At 53.4% G+C, this 17,577-nt stretch carries 10 protein-coding genes; 9 read left to right on the top strand and 1 reads right to left on the bottom strand.

Annotated elements, in window-relative coordinates; translation table 11 throughout:
• The first annotated feature begins 9 nt into the window (after positions 1 to 9).
• From ACESZP_RS04905 to ACESZP_RS04920, 4 genes are all read left to right on the top strand, one after another.
• Positions 10 to 777, top strand: coding sequence for a hypothetical protein (locus ACESZP_RS04905; protein ID WP_499708210.1), 768 nt, complete (start codon positions 10 to 12; stop codon positions 775 to 777).
• 18 nt (positions 778 to 795) lie between these two features.
• A complete protein-coding gene (locus tag ACESZP_RS04910) occupies positions 796 to 1,914 on the top strand; it encodes a hypothetical protein (RefSeq protein WP_499708211.1) in 1,119 nt (372 codons plus the stop codon).
• Positions 1,915 to 1,929: 15 nt separating this feature from the next.
• Entirely contained in the window at positions 1,930 to 3,000 is a 1,071-nt protein-coding gene (locus tag ACESZP_RS04915; protein ID WP_499708212.1) for a DUF3137 domain-containing protein, read from the top strand.
• A 243-nt stretch (positions 3,001 to 3,243) separates the two neighbouring features.
• Complete coding sequence (locus ACESZP_RS04920) at positions 3,244 to 3,780, top strand: DUF3592 domain-containing protein (protein WP_499708213.1); 537 nt, start codon at positions 3,244 to 3,246, stop codon at positions 3,778 to 3,780.
• A gap of 74 nt (positions 3,781 to 3,854) precedes the next feature.
• On the opposite strand, the gene ACESZP_RS04925 is transcribed toward ACESZP_RS04920, so the two are convergent.
• The gene (locus tag ACESZP_RS04925; RefSeq protein ID WP_178039607.1) at positions 3,855 to 4,559 is read right to left on the bottom strand and encodes a S1 RNA-binding domain-containing protein; all 705 of its coding nucleotides are present in this window, start codon (positions 4,557 to 4,559) and stop codon (positions 3,855 to 3,857) included.
• 123 nt (positions 4,560 to 4,682) lie between these two features.
• On the opposite strand from ACESZP_RS04925, the gene aroD reads away from it, so the two are divergent.
• From aroD to ACESZP_RS04950, 5 genes are all read left to right on the top strand, one after another.
• Complete coding sequence (gene aroD, locus ACESZP_RS04930; protein ID WP_499708214.1) at positions 4,683 to 5,444, top strand: type I 3-dehydroquinate dehydratase; 762 nt, start codon at positions 4,683 to 4,685, stop codon at positions 5,442 to 5,444.
• Positions 5,445 to 5,589: 145 nt separating this feature from the next.
• Entirely contained in the window at positions 5,590 to 7,323 is a 1,734-nt protein-coding gene (locus ACESZP_RS04935; protein WP_499708215.1) for a S8 family peptidase, read from the top strand.
• Between the two features lie 77 nt (positions 7,324 to 7,400).
• On the top strand, positions 7,401 to 8,192 hold the full coding sequence (locus tag ACESZP_RS04940) for a winged helix-turn-helix domain-containing protein (protein WP_499708216.1): 792 nt from the start codon (positions 7,401 to 7,403) through the stop codon (positions 8,190 to 8,192).
• A gap of 15 nt (positions 8,193 to 8,207) precedes the next feature.
• Positions 8,208 to 9,752 (top strand): response regulator transcription factor, encoded by a 1,545-nt coding sequence (locus ACESZP_RS04945; protein ID WP_499708217.1) that lies wholly within the window; start codon positions 8,208 to 8,210, stop codon positions 9,750 to 9,752.
• A 216-nt stretch (positions 9,753 to 9,968) separates the two neighbouring features.
• A complete protein-coding gene (locus ACESZP_RS04950) occupies positions 9,969 to 17,555 on the top strand; it encodes a SpaA isopeptide-forming pilin-related protein (RefSeq protein ID WP_499708218.1) in 7,587 nt (2,528 codons plus the stop codon).
• Positions 17,556 to 17,577 lie beyond the last annotated feature (22 nt).

The following is a 17,577-nucleotide window of genomic DNA, read 5'->3' on the forward strand; positions in this document are numbered from 1 at the left end:
GGATGTTACATGAAGAGAAAAAAGCCATATCTTCTGGCAGGACTGGTGTTACTGCTTTTCCTGCTGTGCACAGCCTGCGGTGATACGGAGGGACAAATCGCCCCGCAGGACGACCCCAACGAGGGCCTGGGAGGCGACCTTACCGAGGACACCGTCAACGACTTCAGCGGCTTCGAGGGTATCTGGCTGGGCGAAGCGAACAATGACTACGATTCCATGGAGATCGACGCCGAGGGCAACTGGACCCTCTATCTCAGCGGGGAAGTGGTGGATGAAGGCTACCTCCGCTATGAGCCGGAGTGGGAGGCTATCTATGCCTACAGCAACCTGGATGATTCCGGCAGCCTCATTGCCATGGAGGAAGGCCAGCTCTACAGCGTCGCTTACGGTTACTTCAACTACGGCGATGGGATGGAGTACCTCTGGTATGAGGACGGTGGCAGTCCAGATGGAAACCCGGACTCCTATTGGAGCTGGGATTCCGACCTCTGCCAGCGGAATGTCTCGGAATTCAAGGGCATCTGGTACTATGACGGCGATCTTTCATCTGAGACCTATATCGTCATTGACGGTAATGGAAACTGGAGCTATTACCAGCGCGTTCCCGGCGTTGAGCCTGCGGAAATGGACTGCGGAGTGTTCACCTACTCCATGGACGAGGTGAGCACCTATTATGCGGACTCCACCATGTATGACGGCATTTCTTACCGGGTCTTTGAGGTTGACGAGGATGCTCTGGTCTGGGGCGATGAGGGCGTTTACTACATGATGGAATGATGGAAGGGAGGGAAAACCATGAAGAATCGATGGAAACATATTTTTATCTCTGTGCTGGCTATGGTAATTTGCCTGAATCTTGCCGCCTGTGGCAATTCTGACGATGTAGTGGGAGATGACTGGCGCACCACCGGCGTGGTGGCTGGCAGCGGTACCATTACCCATGATGGTGAGAGCGTGGACGTGCTGGTCACGGTGAGTGAGAGCAGCGCGGCCTTCTACCGGGATCTGCCGGAGCAGATTCTCTTTGACAGCGTGTCTTTTCCCATGAATATTCCCAATGCGGAGCAGGCATTCAACGCCATCTCCTTCGAGGATATCGACGGCGATGAGGAAAGCGATGTGCTGGTAAGCTTTATCCACGAAAACGGCGACGCCACCGAGCTGATCTGGATCTGGGATCCGGTGGAGCGCTATGTCTTCCGGGAGGATCTCTCCACCGTTGCCCTCAGCGGCGACCTCATCGACAGCGTAAACGGCGGCACGCTCCTGCCTGTGGAGGGTATCCAGTCTCAGGAGCCGTACTTTACAAGAAACGGGCTTGTGATCAATGCCGCCGTGGAGATGGGGACCTTCCTGCTGGAAGACGGGGTTTGCAGCTATGCGGGACTTGGCGACGGCTACAACACCGGCGACTGCTATTGGGAGATCATAAAGAACGGCGATTACACCCACGACGGCATCCGCGAGCTGCACTTTGACGCCATCTGTTATGTTCCGGAAGGCTCCATTCCCTACTTTGATCAGCAGTATACGACTGTTACTAGCAGTGAACTCTATGACTTCTATACTGGTATGTGGCTCACCACCTCAACGGCCTACGGCAACAGCCAGCGCGGGGACAACTATTATCTCCACACCGTCAGCTGGCAGGGGAACAGCTACCTGATCGAATTCGCGTATTCAACCGACTGGCAGTACAACGTGGGGGACTGGGCGCAGGTTCTGACCAAGAGCTACGCCGTCTATCTTCCGGAGGACTATGACGGACTCGTTTTTGCCGCAGAGGCCCAGCCAGACAACTATAAAGACAGTGCCAAACGTATGCAGCTGGACAGCATTTCGCCCGAAGCTGCCCTTATGGATATCGACACGGTAGAGCCCTATCGCAGCCTGTACTTCAGTCTGTGTTACTAAAAGGGAGGAACGGCTATGGGAATGAAACGCAATGACTTTGGCACGCCGGGAGCAGGGCGCATGACGGATGCGGAGCTGTCAAAAAAGCTGGGAAGCTATCAGAGAATGGAGAGCATCGGCATATTGCTGGGCGTTATTCTGGTGATCACCGGGTGCATCATGATGTTTGTGTATCGCAATCTCATGGTGATCTGCATTCTGGTCTTTACCGGTGTGGCGCTGTTCCTGTTGGTGGCAAAGCCCGCCCAAACGAAGAAAAAAGCGTTGATGCAGCAAGAGCTGGGCGGAAAAATTCTTTCGCTGCTGGGCGTGGTGATTGCCGTGGTGGGCATCATTCTGGGCGGCAACCTTGTGATGATTGTCATCGGCGGTGTGGTTCTAAGCCTGGGGCAGATGGTGCAGGGTAAGTCCAAGGACAAGGCAGGCCGGCAGACCTTCGATGCCATTGCGCCGGACATCGTGGGTGCTGCCCTTGAAAACGTGCAGATGAACCCTGCGCCGCATCTTCTGGACGCAGAGGACACGAACATTCCCCTGCCCGGCCACACCCATTGCAGCGGCAGTGGATATATCCGCGGAACATATCGCGGCCTGACCACGGAACTATGTACCGTAAGGCTGACGGAAGTCAGCGAGTTTCAACGGGAGGAGACCGGCCTGTGGGAAAAGAACGAGCAGGTGGTTTACACCGGCCAGTGGATGCTGTGTGAACTGGGACAAGAATTTCAAACATGGCTGACCATCTGGCCGCGGGACAAAATGGATAAGCTGTTCAACGCCCGAACGATCAAGACAGGCAATGAGATGTTTGATAAACGATTTAATCTGAGCAGCGGCGATGCGCAGGCGGCCCTTTGCATCCTGAATCCTGGCTGCATCGAGCAGATCCTGGCACTGGCAGATGCCTCCTTCGGTAAATTTGCCGTGAATCTCAATCCGGATGGCAGGCTGTATCTTGCCGTCCACAGCGGTCGCGGTTTTTGTGATATCGGCAAGGGTCGGGAGATGCCGGATCAGCTGCGCCGGCGCTTTGCCTGTGAACTGCGCTGGTTCACAGATTTGATCGACGTATTCCGCGGCGTATAAGGGAGGTGGGGCATATGCCTTTTTGGCTCGCTGTTATGTTGCTGTTGCTATCGATGTTGGGGAGTGTTCTCTCACACCGTTACTTGCGGAAACCGGTTCAAATCGTCTGCGTTATGTTCTGCGTCCTGCTGGCAGTGGTATGTGCCGCTTATATCGGACTGACTATTTTGTTTGTGGATGCCGTGCGGAACCAACCGTCGGTGTCGTAGGAATCCCCGCCCATGGCGGCAGGAAGGAGGACGTATGAAGAATATGAAAGTAATCGTGATTGGTTTCATTCTTACGGTAGTGCTTGTGGCATGGCCCGTGGAATATACGCGATATATTACAGCGGGAACCGGCTTTGTTCTCGGGGCTGTACTGGTGGCATGGCTCGGGGTCCGCCAGCGGAAAGGCGCATGGAAGGGATACAAGGATGACGTGCGGCGGTACACGGGCACCACGATGATGAAGGTGGTATGGATCGAGGAATCGGTCGATGAAAGGTGGGAGCACCAGGAGGACGGCAGTGATCGGCTGCGTCGGGAGACGGTCTATCTTCCAACCTATGAGTACACTGTAAATGGCAGGACCTACCGCTACGCAAGCCGTCAGACGTTGTCCGGCAAGTGGGAGCTGGGGCGGCAGGTGGTGGGATATTATGACCCCAAGCAGCCCGACCGCATTACGGAGGACAGACCTCGAAAGCCCGTTTTCGGCGGATTCCTTTTCTTCGTTTTTGCTGTGTTCCTGCTGTGGTTCGGCATTATGACCTTCACCGGTCAGGTCTCTATTTCCTGATACCGAATATCCAGAATCAAATAGAAGCAAAAAGCGAAGGCATCCAAAATGCCTTCGCTTTTTACTTCTGTTTTTTACAGCTTAATATTCTTGAAAAGGTCTCCCAGGGTGGTGGTCAGCTCCTCGGCCTTCGGGATTTCGATTTTTTCTTCCGGAAGATCTTCCGCAGCGGTTTCGTTCAGCGCCTTCATGCTCAGGGACAGCTTGCCGTCCTTGATAGCGATAACCTTTACCTTTACGGTGTCGCCGACCTTCAGCACCACATCCGGGCTCTTGATGCGCTTTTCAGAAATCTGGGATACGTGAACCAGTCCGGAGAGACCGTCGCCCAGATCGATGAATGCGCCGTAGGGCTGGATGCTCTCGACCTTTCCTTCCGTTACCAGACCGACCTGTACGCTGGCCAGCTTTGACCGACGCTCCTCGGCAGCCTTCTCGCGAAGCAGCTCTCTTGCGGAGAGAACCAGCTTCTGGTTCTCCGGATCTGCAGTGATAACCTGTACCTGGATCTTCTTATTCAGCCAGTCCTCCAGGTTCTCCACATAGCCAAGAGAAAGCTTGGAAGCCGGGATAAAGCCGCGGATTCCTTCTACGTAAGCGACTACGCCGGACTTGACAATGCCGCCGATTTTTACGGTGAGAACGGTCTTGTCCTCCAGATACTGTACCAGAGTCTGCCACGCCGGATCTGTGATGTCAGCCACATCATTCTCCTGTGTATCCTGGAAGGAAGCCTCCAGCTCTTCCTTGAAATCGTCCATTGTTGTTTTTTCTTCCATTTCCCAATACCTCATTTCCTATAAAATTCAGATTACAGACAGATTTCTGAGAAATCCGCTGTCCAATAGTTCTATTATATGGTAAAATGGTGCAAAAAGCAAACGGAATCAGGAGAAAAATAGATGAATCGAGTGAAAATAAGAAAGATTGTTTTTGGAGAAGGAAGACCGAAGATCTGCGTTCCGATAACGGGCCGCACCAGAGAGGAGATTGCGCTGCGGACGGCAGAGCTGAAAGCGGCGAAGCCGGATCTGGCGGAGTGGCGCGCCGACTGGTATGAAGAGGTATTTGATAAGAAAAAACTGGAAGAAATGTTGGAGCGGCTGCGCGGAGAGCTGGGTGAACTTCCGCTTCTTGTGACTTTCCGCACAAAGGAAGAAGGCGGTGAGCAGAGTATCGGCGCTGAAGCTTATGCGGAATTTCTGCGGACTGTGCTGGCGTCCGGGCAGGCGGATCTGATTGACGTGGAACTGTTCCGGGGAGAGGCGCTGCTCCGGGATATCTGTGAGGAGGCCAGAAAAAAAGGGATCAGAGTCATTGCGTCCAGCCATGATTTCGAAAAGACGCCTGCAAAAGAGGAAATTATCGAGCGGCTGACTCGGATGCAGGACTGCGGCGCGGATCTGCTGAAGCTGGCTGCGATGCCCCGGGACGCAGGCGACGTACTGACTCTTTTGTCTGCCACTTGGGAAATGAAGGAGCAGTATGCAAAGCAGCCCGTTGTCACCATGTCCATGGGAGCAAAAGGAGCGGTGAGCCGTCTGGCAGGAGAAGTCTTCGGCTCTGTTATGACCTTCGGAAGTGCAGGCGTAGCTTCCGCGCCGGGGCAGGTGAACGTGCCGGAGCTTAAGATGGCGCTGGAGGTGCTGCGGCAGCAGGAGTGAGAGGCTTTTATATCTGCTGCTCTGACTTTTGATGGAATTAGAAAAGCATAAGATATTTTTTTCTAAAATAATAGATGGCAAAATAGGGAGCCAGGTATAGATCGTGCATAATCTGTGAATAAGAAATAGAAAATGTGGTGATTTAATGAACAATCCCACCATAGAAAATGTACTGAACCTGGCCCTGGATGCCACCCCACAGGAGCGCGCCCGCTCTGAAAATCTGGACGTAGGCTTCGACAGTGCGGAAAAAACCTGGGAGCTGATTGTGAAATATTCCGGGTCGCTGGATGAGCTTCAGCAGGCTGGCATTACGGTGACGGAGCTTCTGAATGAATATGCAGTGCTGCTTGTGCCGGAAAATCTGGTGGAGCTTCTGGTAGGCGTTCCGGAAATAGAATATATCGAAAAACCAAAGAGGCTGTTTTTCTCTGTAAATCAGGGAAAGACAGCTTCCTGCATTACAGCGGTGCAAAGCGGGCAGTATGGCCTGTACGGGGAGGGCGTGCTGGTGGCGCTGCTGGATTCGGGGGTGGATTACGCCCACCCGGATTTTCGAAATGAGGATGGTACAACGCGGATTGTGGCGCTGTGGGATCAGACGATACCAGGCAGACCGCCGGAGGGCTACCGTATCGGTACGGAATATACGGCTCAGGAGATCGACGAAGCGTTGACGGCAGAGACGGAGGCGCAGCGTTACGCCCTGGTGCCGAGCCGGGACATAAGCGGCCATGGCACCAGGGTTCTCGGCATTGCGGCGGGCAATGGCCGGGCCAGCGGTGGACGCTACCGGGGAATCGCAAGCCGCAGTCCGATCCTGGCCGTGAAGCTGGGAACGCCCCGGGAGGACGGCTTCCCCAGGACCACGGAGCTGATGCAGGGGCTGGATTACTGCATTCGAAAGGCACTGGAGCTTCGCCTGCCCGTGGCAGTGAATATCAGTATCGGCAATACCTATGGAGCTCATGACGGCACATCCCTTCTGGAAACCTATATTGCGGACATCGCCAATGTCTGGAAATCTGTTATATGTATCGGTACGGGAAATGAAGGGTATGCAGCCGGACACACTGCGGGTGTTCTGCGGCGACAGACGTCGGAGATGATAGAGCTGGCTGTGGGCGAATACGAAACCGCTTTCAATATCCAGATCTGGAAATCCTATCTGGATGAAATTGATATCACACTGATAAGTCCGGGCGGGAGAAGAGCCGGACCAATCCAGAAGGTTCTGGGGACTCAGCGCTTTCTGCTGGAGGAGACAGAGATTCTGCTGTATTACGGGGAACCTTCGCCCTACAGCCAGTCCCAGGAGATTTATCTGGAATTGCTGCCCCGGAGCGATTACGTGGACACTGGCATCTGGACACTTGAACTGTCCGCCGGCGAGATTCGCGATGGCCGCTATCACCTGTGGCTCCCCAGCGCTGTCGCCCTGAACGGCGGTACCCGGTTCTTACACCCATCTGCAGACACTACCCTCACGATTCCATCCACCGCCCGCCGTGTCGCAGCCGTCGGCGCTTATGACAGCCGCACCCTTACTTACGCCGATTTCTCCGGCCGTGGTAACACCCGTGATCTTCGTGAGAAACCGATTCTCGTTGCCCCGGGCGTCCGTGTTCTCACCACCGCCCTCGGTGGCACCTACGCCGAAGCCACCGGCACATCCTTCGCCACCCCCTTCGTCACCGGTGCGTCCGCCCTTCTGATGGAGTGGGGCATCACAGACGGCTACGACCCCTACCTATACGGTGAAAAGGCCATTGCCTACCTAAAGAAAGGCACCCGGTCCCTGTCGGCCTTTTCGGAGTATCCGAATCCGCAGGTGGGGTGGGGAGCCCTCTGCATAAAACAAAGTCTTCCCGAAATATAAAACTATCCTTTCGAATAGTGTCCTCTGCCTGCGGCATCTGTTATAATACTATCATAGCGGGAAAGGAGGAATCTGCCATGTCAAAGAACACCAAAACCACCGATGATAAATACATCTGCCCGGAGAAAGCGGTGCGGAAGCTTCGGTCGGGCCGGCGGTTTCGGACGCCGTTGTATCTGTATGGCGTAACCGGAGTGGGAAAGACATCACTGATTATCCATAATCTGAATATGAAGCGATGCATTTACTACAGTGCGGCAGAGACGGAAGCCAGTCAGATCGCGGTCCGGGAGCAGGGCGTGGAGCATACGGTCGTTATTGACGACCTGCAGAGTGTGACAGGCGTGGAAGAACGGGAGGCCTATTATAAGGTGATTCAGGAATTGTTGGGACGGGAAGATGTCTGGCTGATTCTGATTGCGCGCTGTCCCTTCCCCCGTTGGCTGCTCACCCTGCGTACCAAATACATCTTTGTGGAAATAGAAGAATCCGATTTTCTCTTTTCCATTGAAGAACAGCGTGCATACCTGGAGCAGTACGGGATCTGTCTTCCGGACGAGCTCCATGAGAGGGCATGGAGAATGGGCGGCGGCAATCCGCTTTCGTTGCTTTTCTTTGCCATGGAAAAGGGCGATCTGGAACGTACCCAGAAACGTGAATGGGATTATCTGGAAAGCCATGTATATGAGCAATGGGATGTGGAGCTACAGGAATCCTTTATGAACATCTGCATCGTGGAGACCTTTACAATCAGGTTGGCGGCTATGCTGACCGGTCGAAGCGATGTGGAGAAAGTGATCGCCAAGGCAGAAGAAACCGGCAATTTCTTTGAGACAGCCGGAGTGGACGGTGTCTGGAAATGCCGCTGACCCATGCGGAAATCCATGCGTCAGAGACTGGGCAGAAAGAAAACGCTGGAACAAATCCGCCGGCTTTATTATACTGCCGGATTATACTATGAATTGGAGAATCAGATACCGGAAGCGCTGTCCATGTATGAGGAGTGCCGGGATATGGAGAGCATTTCGCGACTTCTGATTTCCAATGCAAATAAAAATCCGTCCAGCGGGTGGTATTATGAACTGCGCCGCTATTATCTGGAACTGCCGGAACAAATCATAGAGGAGAGTCCTGCGCTGATGGCGGGGATGAGTCTGTTGCACTCCATGCTTATGAACATCGAGGAGAGCGAGCGATGGTATCAGGCATTGGAGCAGTATGCAGATACGCACACAGGCGGCCAGCGAAGGGAAGCCAGAAGCCGGCTGATATATCTGAAAATTGCGCTGCCCCATCGGGGAAGCATGGATATGATTGATTTAATTAAAAATGCGGATCTGTTTCTGCGTGAGTGGAGAAGTACGCTCCCGGATCTGTCTGTGACCAGTAATCTGCCTTCCATGATGAATGGCGGGAAGGATTTCTGCGAATGGAGCAGAAAAGAACGGGAAATGGTGGTGAGTATCGGAAAGCCTGTTGAATTTATTCTGGGAAAATATGGGAAAGGCTTAGTGTCACTGATACTGGCAGAGAGTTTTCTGGAAAAAGGCGAGGACACCTTTGAGATATATTCTCAGGCGGAAAAAGGAAAAATGGAGGCCGAAAGCGGCGGAAAACTGGATCAGGTATTCGTGGGCATTGGGACACTGGCCTGGTTGTCGGTGCTGAAAAATAATGCGGAAGGGGCAGCGGCATCCCTTGCAGGCTTTCGGACGCGCGCGGAAAAGGAAGCGCCGAATTTACTGACAAATATCGATGCCTTTCTATGCCGGATTTCCCTTTATCAGGGAAATGACGGGGCGTCCTGGATGGAGCAGGCGCCTGACGAGACGCTGGAATTCAGTATCCTGGAACGTTTTCGTTATCTGACCAAGACACGCGTGTATATTCAACAGAAGCGTTATGAAGAAGCGTATTGTCTGTTGCAGCAGCTGCTTTATTACGCGGAAACCATGAATCGGACCTACATTCTGATGGAGCTGCATCTTCTTCTGGCAGTGGTGCAGTACCGAACCGGACAGGAGGAATGGCGGGAGAATCTGCAGGCATGCGTCAGTCAGGCAGAAAGCTATCATTTTGTGAGACTGTTGAGCAGGGAAGGGAGCGTTCTGCTTTCGATGCTTGAAGAAGGAGAACCGACTTGGAAGGATCGCTCATTCCGTAAGCAGGTGCTGGAAGAATGCGGACAGATGAAGGAATTTTATCCGCGGTATCTTGGCGGCAGACAGGAAGATGAAATTATTCTGAGTGAAAATGCGGTAAAAATTTTGAAATATCAGTCCGAGGGGCTTTCCTCAGCGGCCATTGCGGAAAAAATGAAGCTGTCAGAAGCTACAGTGAAATACCACAGCCGGGAAACTTACAGGAAATTAGGCGTGAAAAATAAAACAGCGGCTATCGCAGAGGCAAAAGAGAGAAAAATGATTTAGATACTTGACTTATTTTCCAGAATCTGGTATTCTTCGTGTATCAGAGATTCTTACTGATTCACAGAGGAGCATCTCCTCACGATTCCACGAAGAAGAAAACATGCAGACAAAGCGGCAGGAAAGGCAGGTAGTCAGGTGTAGAAGAACGGAGAACGCTGGACGACGGTTACTTACGAAGGAGGATGATACGAAAAGAAAGAAAGGACAGATCATGGAATGAAATGGAAAAAGTGGTCCGGGAAGCGACTGCTGACACTGATGCTGGCATTGACGCTGTCAGTGTCTTCTTTGGGTCCTCTGATTGGAGGAGGAAGCATAAGCTATGCGGCAGAAATGTCGGAGACACCGGATGTATCAGAGAGTCCCGGAAAGGCCGGGGAGACGGAAGTGACCGTTCGGCTGGAAGAACCGACAGAAGAAGCGACAGATACAGAAGAGCCGGATTTGGATACAGAAGATCCGGCAGAGAGCGTCAAACAGCCGGAAAACAGCGGGGTATCGGAAACGACAGAGCAGGAGGAACCGGAGGAGCCCGGAGAGTCTGAAAAAGGACTCCGGACACTTCGGATCCGTTGTGAGGATCCGAACGGCAATCCTTCCGAAACGCTGTCGGCAGAGGCGGACAGCGACGAGCTTTACGAAGGAACCAAGGTAAAGATCCGTGTGACCAACACGGGAATGAATATCTGGGCAGCTGAAATCACCTGTGAGGATGTCGAACTGGAGGCCGGAGAGGAAGAAGATATCCTGACCTTTGAAATGCCGGATGCGGACGTGGAAGTTCGTATTTATGAACTGGAAAGTCAGGAGCAGGGGGAGCTGTCCGGGGAAGACAGCAGCATTCCCGGAGATTTCCAGGGAAATCAGTCCCATACAAGGAAAGACAATGAGCCGGATATTGAACTTGAAAAGTCTGCCCGCTGGACCAATATCGAGGATGGTTACGCGGAACTGACGATCACAGAAAAAGATACTTCAGATTATTCTAATATTCCCACCGATTATATTATCATTCTGGACAGAACGAGAACCATGGCGCTGAGCGATTACAATCATGAAGACGGAAGCGCGTATAATTACATGGGTTATCATTCTCCATGCATCAATCCCGCCCATTATTATTACAAGGGTGGTATTTATTTGCACATGATAGATTACTTTACAGGGTATGATTACAAAAAAAATGTGTGGTTTTATAATCTGCCGGGCAGCTTTGATTTCTGGGAGCGCCATTACAACCAGAATGGAACCAAAATCATGCCGACACTGGAAAATGGCTGCTATGATCGGCTTTCCATGGCAAAAAAGGGAATCCAGGAGCTGGTGGATATGATTGCGGCCCAGAATGCGAAAGTGACCGGAGACGGACTGCGTTCCCGGGTGGCGTTCTGGAGTTTTGCGGATGAATACAGTAAAATCACAGGCGATAAGCGGGATAAAGGACTGTATAATTATACGCCGTTGACGGACAATTACGAGCAGGTGAAGCGGGCGGTCAGCGAGGTGAAGAATTATTCCGGAACCTATTATCTTTCGTCCCTTCAGGAAGCGTATGATATTATCACAACACGAAACGCCACGGACAGCCGTCGGAAAAATGTATACACCAAGGTCATATTTATCTCGGACGGCGAGTGTGAAACGGATTTGGCAAATGTGAGGGCGAAGGCGGCACAGATTCGCAGTCTGCCCAATACGGAGCTGTTTACGCTGGCGATAGGCATGACCGCAGACGCGTCAGGTGCGAAACTCCTGCAGGAAATAGCGGGAAGCGCCGATCATGCAGCCAATTTCTGGCAGACCCTATCCTTTGACGGAGGAAATGGTTCCGCATTTGCCCAGACACTTTTAAATATTGAGAAAAAAGCGTCAGAGGTTAAGGCAGTTCGTAAGACGCTGACGGATCAGATTGAGACGAAATATTGGGAACCGGTGGAAATTCTGAGCGCTGACGGCGGACAGGCATCCCTTAACCGGGCCACTGGAAAGCTTATCTGGAAAGTGCCGGATGAAGCGGGAACGACCTATCGCTGCACCGTGAAGCTGCGTTTGAAGGAGAAGTACCGTTATCTTCTGGCGGATGCTGTCTATCCCACCAACAGGGATGAGACAGGCGCAGGACAGCCGGAGATTTCGGCAGATCCGGTGAAGGCAGGCGCAGTGCTGGATTACGCCATTGAAGGCGGTATGTATCATCAGCAGACGCGAAAGGCAGGCGTGGTCACACCAACGCTGAAGTATGGAACCTTGCAGTTTCAGGGGAAGAAGAACTGGACTGTTTCAGGTTCCCGGGCAGACAGTCTGGTTGTACGCCTGATGCGGACACTCCCGGGACAGACCACGGCTACGCAGGTCAATAATACACGAACTAACGGAAGCCGGGGCTGGCGTTACAGCTTTAATCGACGCGTCATGCCGGATGGAAGCGGGAAGCCGCTTATCAAATATGACGAAAGAGGCAGACTCATTTCCTATCAGGTGACGGAACAGACGCCAGGCTATTATACGCAGCTGGAGAGTCTGGTGACCGGTGGAGACGTGACAGATACCCAGTTGTACAATGAACCCTTCAAGGTAAAGGTTCAGGTGGAAAAGACCGACAGCGAGACCGGCAATCCCTTGAGCGGCGCGGAGTTTTCTGTCTTTATGTGGAGCCGGCGAGCCGGAAAATATCTGCCCTATAAGGGAACCACAGAAGGAACAGGCCAGACTTACGAGACAGGGACGTTGAACGGTGGTTCGGAAGGCATGAAGCTTACGGAAAACCAGAAAGGGATATACATAAGCCCGGCCTGGCTGTACTACGCGCCGGATAATCAGGGTAAATTCCGGGTTATCGAGACGCAGGCGCCGGAAGGCTATTACGGAGACTGGAAGGGGGAGAACGAAAAAAATGTCTATGACCTGGTGATTTCGCCGGATGCGGCGAGAAACCGAGAGACGATTTCGCTGACCAATGGGGACAGCGGAACCTTTGAAAATCAACGGGTCAGGGGAAAAATCCGGTTTACGAAAAACGACGCGGAGGGAAAGGAGCGCGTTTCCCAGGGCGAAGCCAGTCTGACCGGTGCAGCCTACAAGCTGTTTGCAGCGGCGGATCTGATTCATCAGGACGGCGCCACAGGTGTTATGTATCGAAAGGATGAGGAGATTCGACTGCGCTTTACTGGAAGCCGGGACGGCGTGCGGTACTACCGGCAGGATCCGTCCGGAAGGGACACGATAGAGATTGGGACGGGCTGTCAGATCTGCATCGAAAATTTGGAGCTTGGCTGCTATTATCTGCAGGAGCAGGAAGCAGGCGAGGGCTACCTGGTCAATCCGGAGAAAGCGGAATTTACCCTGGAGTGGCAGGGCGAGGAAGTACCGGAGGTGGAAATCAGGGATTTCAAAGTCTATGAGCAGGTGAAAAAGCAGCGGCTGACCTTCTACAAGGTGGCAGGAACGGATCGGACCGACCGGTTGGATCCTCTGGAGGGAGCCGGATTTTCCATTTATGCCCTGTCAGAATTCGCAGATGGAAGATATGCGGATCTTTCCGACGTGGAGGTGGTGCAGGCAGTCATAGATGATTTTCGGGACGGGCAGACATTGGATTACCGTGCCGTGCGCGCTTTTTGCCCGGCACAGGTCTTCGCGGAGGCGGACAGTGCGGAAGTGAAGGCTGGAAAGCTGGTTAAGAAACTGGACTATGGAGAGGGATATGTCTATGAGGCAGAGAGCCCGAACGAGTATCTGACAGGCGAGCTGTTCAGCGACAGTCGCGGTATGGTGACGACGCCGTCCCTGGCCTATGGCCGTTATCTGATTGTAGAGACAACAGTTCCGAAGAACCGGATTGCTACCCGGCCCTTTGTGGTGCAGATAGCGGGTGACGATCGGGACGGAACGGTCGAGGGAGACGGACGGGGACGGAAGCTTTCGGATCTGGTGATTCTTCAGGACCGTCCGGTCAATGCCCTGGTACGGATAGAAAAATACGACAGTGTCACGGGAAAGCCGGTGCAAAAGCCGGGTGCGTCCTACGTGATCCATGATACGGAGGGAAAATGGTTCTCTTATTACACAACGGAATGGAGCTCGGCCCAGAAGAAGGCCTATCAGGAGCAGTATGGCGATCTGGTAGTGCAGTACAGCCAGGGCGCGCAGCTTGGAACCTATACAAAGCCGTATACGACCCGGCAGGTGAAGAAGGATGGAACCTGCTATGTGGATACGCCCACAGCGCTTCCGACCGGTATCTATGAGCTGGAGGAAGTGTCCGCCCCAGACGGATATATCCTGCAGGGGCATGAGGGCGTCATTGCCAAAAAGAGTATTTTCGAAAGTGGAAACGGAACCTTTTACGAAACGGAGGCCGATGGAAAATGGAGGCCGACGCCGGAAGGCTCTGTGAAATTCATCATTTCCTCGGGAGAGGCAGTTTATGACAGCGAAGCAAAGGCTTTCGTAGTGAAGGTGCGCCAGAAAAACACCCCGGCAGTGGGTAAAATCAGTGTGTACGCGGAGGGGGAACAGCTGAAAGGAGCACAAAAGACGGAAACAGGATATCAGTTTACCTATGAGGCTCAGCCGGTGGCGGGCGCGGAATTTGAAATCCGCGCGGCAGCGGATATCTATACGCAGGAGGGAGCAAACAAAGAGAAGCTATACGAAGCCGGAGAACTGCTCATGACCCTTGTGACTGATGCAAAAGGCCAGACCTGGACCGGACAGAAGGATCTGGAAGGAACCGATATTCCGTGGGGGCTTCCGCTTGGAAGCTACACGGTGACGCAGGTGAAGGCGGGCGCAGGTTTTGCCCTGAGTACGGAAAACGCGAAGCCCCGCAGTATTGAGATTACCTGGGCGGGCCAGGAGGTGCCGGTCATTTACCGGGATACGATGTATCAGAATCCCCGGCAGCAGGTGCGGCTTGCCATAGAGAAACAGGACGCCGAGACCGGGAGGGTGCTGGCCGGAGCAGCATTTGGACTATACGCGGCGGAGAATATTGCTGATTACCGGGGAAAAATCCTGGTGAAAAAGGATACCCTGCTGGGTCAGGCGGCCACGGCGCTGAACGCGGAAGGAAAGGTAGAACGCGCGGTCTTTGCCGTAGATTTGCCACTGGGCAGATATTACGTGAAAGAGCTTCATGCCCCGGCAGGATACGCAGGCAGCTCCATGCGCGTCAATGTGGACGCTTCCTACCGGGCGGATCAGCGGGAAACCATCAGCCTGAAGGGCGTGGTGAAAAATGCCCCGATCCGCGTACAGATTAACCTGATGGACTGGTTTACGGAAAACGAGCTGACCGGCGCAACTCTGCAGCTTTTGGACGAAAATGAGTCCGTTGTGGAAACATTCACGACTGTTTCAAAAAACAATCCGATTATCCGGAAGCTGGAGCAGGGAAAAACCTACCGGGTAAGGGAACTGGTAACTCCGTCGGGCTATGAAGAAGGATTCCTGCTGAAGGACGGCTATGTAACGGACAAGACAGACAGCCTGGAGTTGTCCAAGCAGTATGCTTTGAATAACGGGAAAAAGGATGTGGCCTTTACCGTATTGGATACGGGAAAGCTCCAGGTGGTGAGCCTGTTCCTAAAGCCGGAAGCCGGTGTTCTGGAAATTACGAAGGAGGGACCGGTTCCGGTGGGAACGGAAAAAGAAATCGATGAAAATGGCAACCGGATTGAGACCCCGATATATGAGATTATGGGACTTCCGGGAGCGGAATATGTGCTTCAGGCGAAGGAGCAAATCGGCTATCCGGACGGCCAGGAGGGGGTACTTTTTGAAAAGGACGCATTGGTGCTGGAACAGTATGCGGAACAGAAGAAAACCGGAGCCATGCAATATTTTACCATAGATGTGCCGGAAGGAAAGGGCGAGCTGGTGAAAGCAGAACGCATGCTGCCGGATGGTACGGAGGCAGCGCTTGTGCTGCGGACCGGGCAGGATGGCAAGGTGCAGGTAACCGGACTTCCGGCGGGAAGCTACCGTGTCGTGGAGGTGAAGGCTCCGGCTGGCTATTATCGGGATCCGGGAATGTGTACGCAGACGGTGGATCTGGGAGACATCATTTCCGTACGGTTTGAGAATCCGAAACAGGAGATCGAAAAACCGGGTGAAGATCCGGATAAGGATCCAGATAAAGATCCGGATGCTCCCCGCCGGATCGGCATGCTGGCAGAAAAATACGGTGTGGACGGAGAAGAACGGATTCCGGTATCCGGCGCCGCCTTTACCCTATACGCGGCAGAGGACGTCCGCAATATTTTTGGTGAGCTGATTTACCGGGAAGGAACGGAGGTGGAGACGGCCCTGTCCGGAGCGGACGGGCTGGCGCGCTTTGTGACAGATGTTCCCATCGGTCTCTACCGCATCCGGGAGACGAAAGCGCCGGACGGCTACTACAGCAGCACGAAGGAGATTCTTTATGACGTGGCGAAGGACAGGGAGGATGATTCCGTTCATTACCTGAATTTCAGTGATTTTGTGGAAAATGCCCCGACGAAGCTCACGATCCGCCTGCAGGACGATCTGACCCATAACGAACTGGCGGACGCCTGCCTGGAGATTACGGATGAGAAGGGAGAGCCTGTGGAAACCTGGATGACCAGAGTGGATAACGGGTATACCATCCGGGGGCTCTCTGTGGATAAGTGTTACACCATCACAGAAAAGCTGCCGCGGGAGGGCTATCTGGTGAAATTTACAGAGAGCTATACAGAGAGCGGCAATGTGGAACTGCGGGAGCCGGAGGGAGCAAAAGTAGAGTTTCGGATTCCGGACGCGCCGGGCAGTGTGACAGAAGGCGGCCATCTGAACCCGGCCTCAGTGCCGGAGACGGGCTGCATTGTCCTGGAAAATCCCTTTGTAACCGGCGATGTGCATCTGCAAAAGGACGGAGAAATTCTGGAAAGCTGGACACCGGCACAGCATGTGGGCCAGTGGCTGCGTTCGACCTTTGGATACCGGGAAAAGGGTCTGGGTCAGGTGGAATTCGCAGTCTATGCGGCGGAGGACATTGAACATCCGGACGGCGTCACGGGAATTTGCTTCCGGAAAGGTGAGCAGGTGCTGACGGGTGTACGCTCTGAAAAGCAGGAGGCCCGGGGCGTTACAGATAAGAGTGGCATGCTGGAGTTCAAAGAACTTTATCTGGGCCAGTATGAGATTCGGGAACTGAAGACAGCGGAAGGCTATGTGCGCGATGAAAAGCCGGTTCTCTTCACCCTTGCCTACCGGGACGGCTACACCAGTACGGTAGATGCGCGGCAGGGAAGCGTCCGCTGGCTCAATCCCCGTCAGAGGAGTGAAGTGACCGTGCATAAGACAGATGCCGCCGACGGTAAAGCCCTGGCGGGAGCAGAAATCGGCCTGTATACGGCAGAACCCGTCAATCGGGCGGATGGCACCTGTCTCCTCACGGCGGACACGCTTCTGGAAACAGGCGTTACAGACGCGGACGGCACCCTTGTTTTCACGGCAGATCTGCCCTTTGGCTGCTATTATGTGAAGGAGATCACAGCTCCGGATGGGTATCTGCTTTCAGAGGAGAAACAGCCGTTTACCCTTACTTACGCAGGGAAAAATACAGAGCTGATAAAATTAAGCCTGACGATTCAGAATACGAGAAAACCGGAAGAACATGCAGGAGATCCAGGCGCTCTGACCAGTGCCCAGGCCGCGCCGACCGGGGATGAGACGCCGGTGGAAATCTATCTGTTTCTGTTGCTTATGAGTCTTATGGCAGCAGGCAGAATCCTTATGGAAGTACGGGAGAGAAAACGCCAAATGAAAAACAGGGATTGACTTTTTATCTTTTGTTGTTATG

Origin of the sequence: Candidatus Dorea massiliensis AP6 (assembly GCF_964245105.1) — a bacterium.
In the GTDB taxonomy this organism is placed as follows: Bacteria; Bacillota; Clostridia; order Lachnospirales; family Lachnospiraceae; genus Laedolimicola; species Laedolimicola intestinihominis.

Coding starts and splice junctions, on each gene's coding strand:
- ACESZP_RS04905 (WP_499708210.1), top strand. CDS start 10: ATGAAGAGAAAAAAGCCATATCTTCTGGCAGGACTGGTGTTACTGCTT.
- ACESZP_RS04910 (WP_499708211.1), top strand. CDS start 796: ATGAAGAATCGATGGAAACATATTTTTATCTCTGTGCTGGCTATGGTA.
- ACESZP_RS04915 (WP_499708212.1), top strand. CDS start 1,930: ATGGGAATGAAACGCAATGACTTTGGCACGCCGGGAGCAGGGCGCATG.
- ACESZP_RS04920 (WP_499708213.1), top strand. CDS start 3,244: ATGAAGAATATGAAAGTAATCGTGATTGGTTTCATTCTTACGGTAGTG.
- ACESZP_RS04925 (WP_178039607.1), bottom strand. CDS start 4,559: ATGGAAGAAAAAACAACAATGGACGATTTCAAGGAAGAGCTGGAGGCT.
- aroD (WP_499708214.1), top strand. CDS start 4,683: ATGAATCGAGTGAAAATAAGAAAGATTGTTTTTGGAGAAGGAAGACCG.
- ACESZP_RS04935 (WP_499708215.1), top strand. CDS start 5,590: ATGAACAATCCCACCATAGAAAATGTACTGAACCTGGCCCTGGATGCC.
- ACESZP_RS04940 (WP_499708216.1), top strand. CDS start 7,401: ATGTCAAAGAACACCAAAACCACCGATGATAAATACATCTGCCCGGAG.
- ACESZP_RS04945 (WP_499708217.1), top strand. CDS start 8,208: ATGCGTCAGAGACTGGGCAGAAAGAAAACGCTGGAACAAATCCGCCGG.
- ACESZP_RS04950 (WP_499708218.1), top strand. CDS start 9,969: ATGAAATGGAAAAAGTGGTCCGGGAAGCGACTGCTGACACTGATGCTG.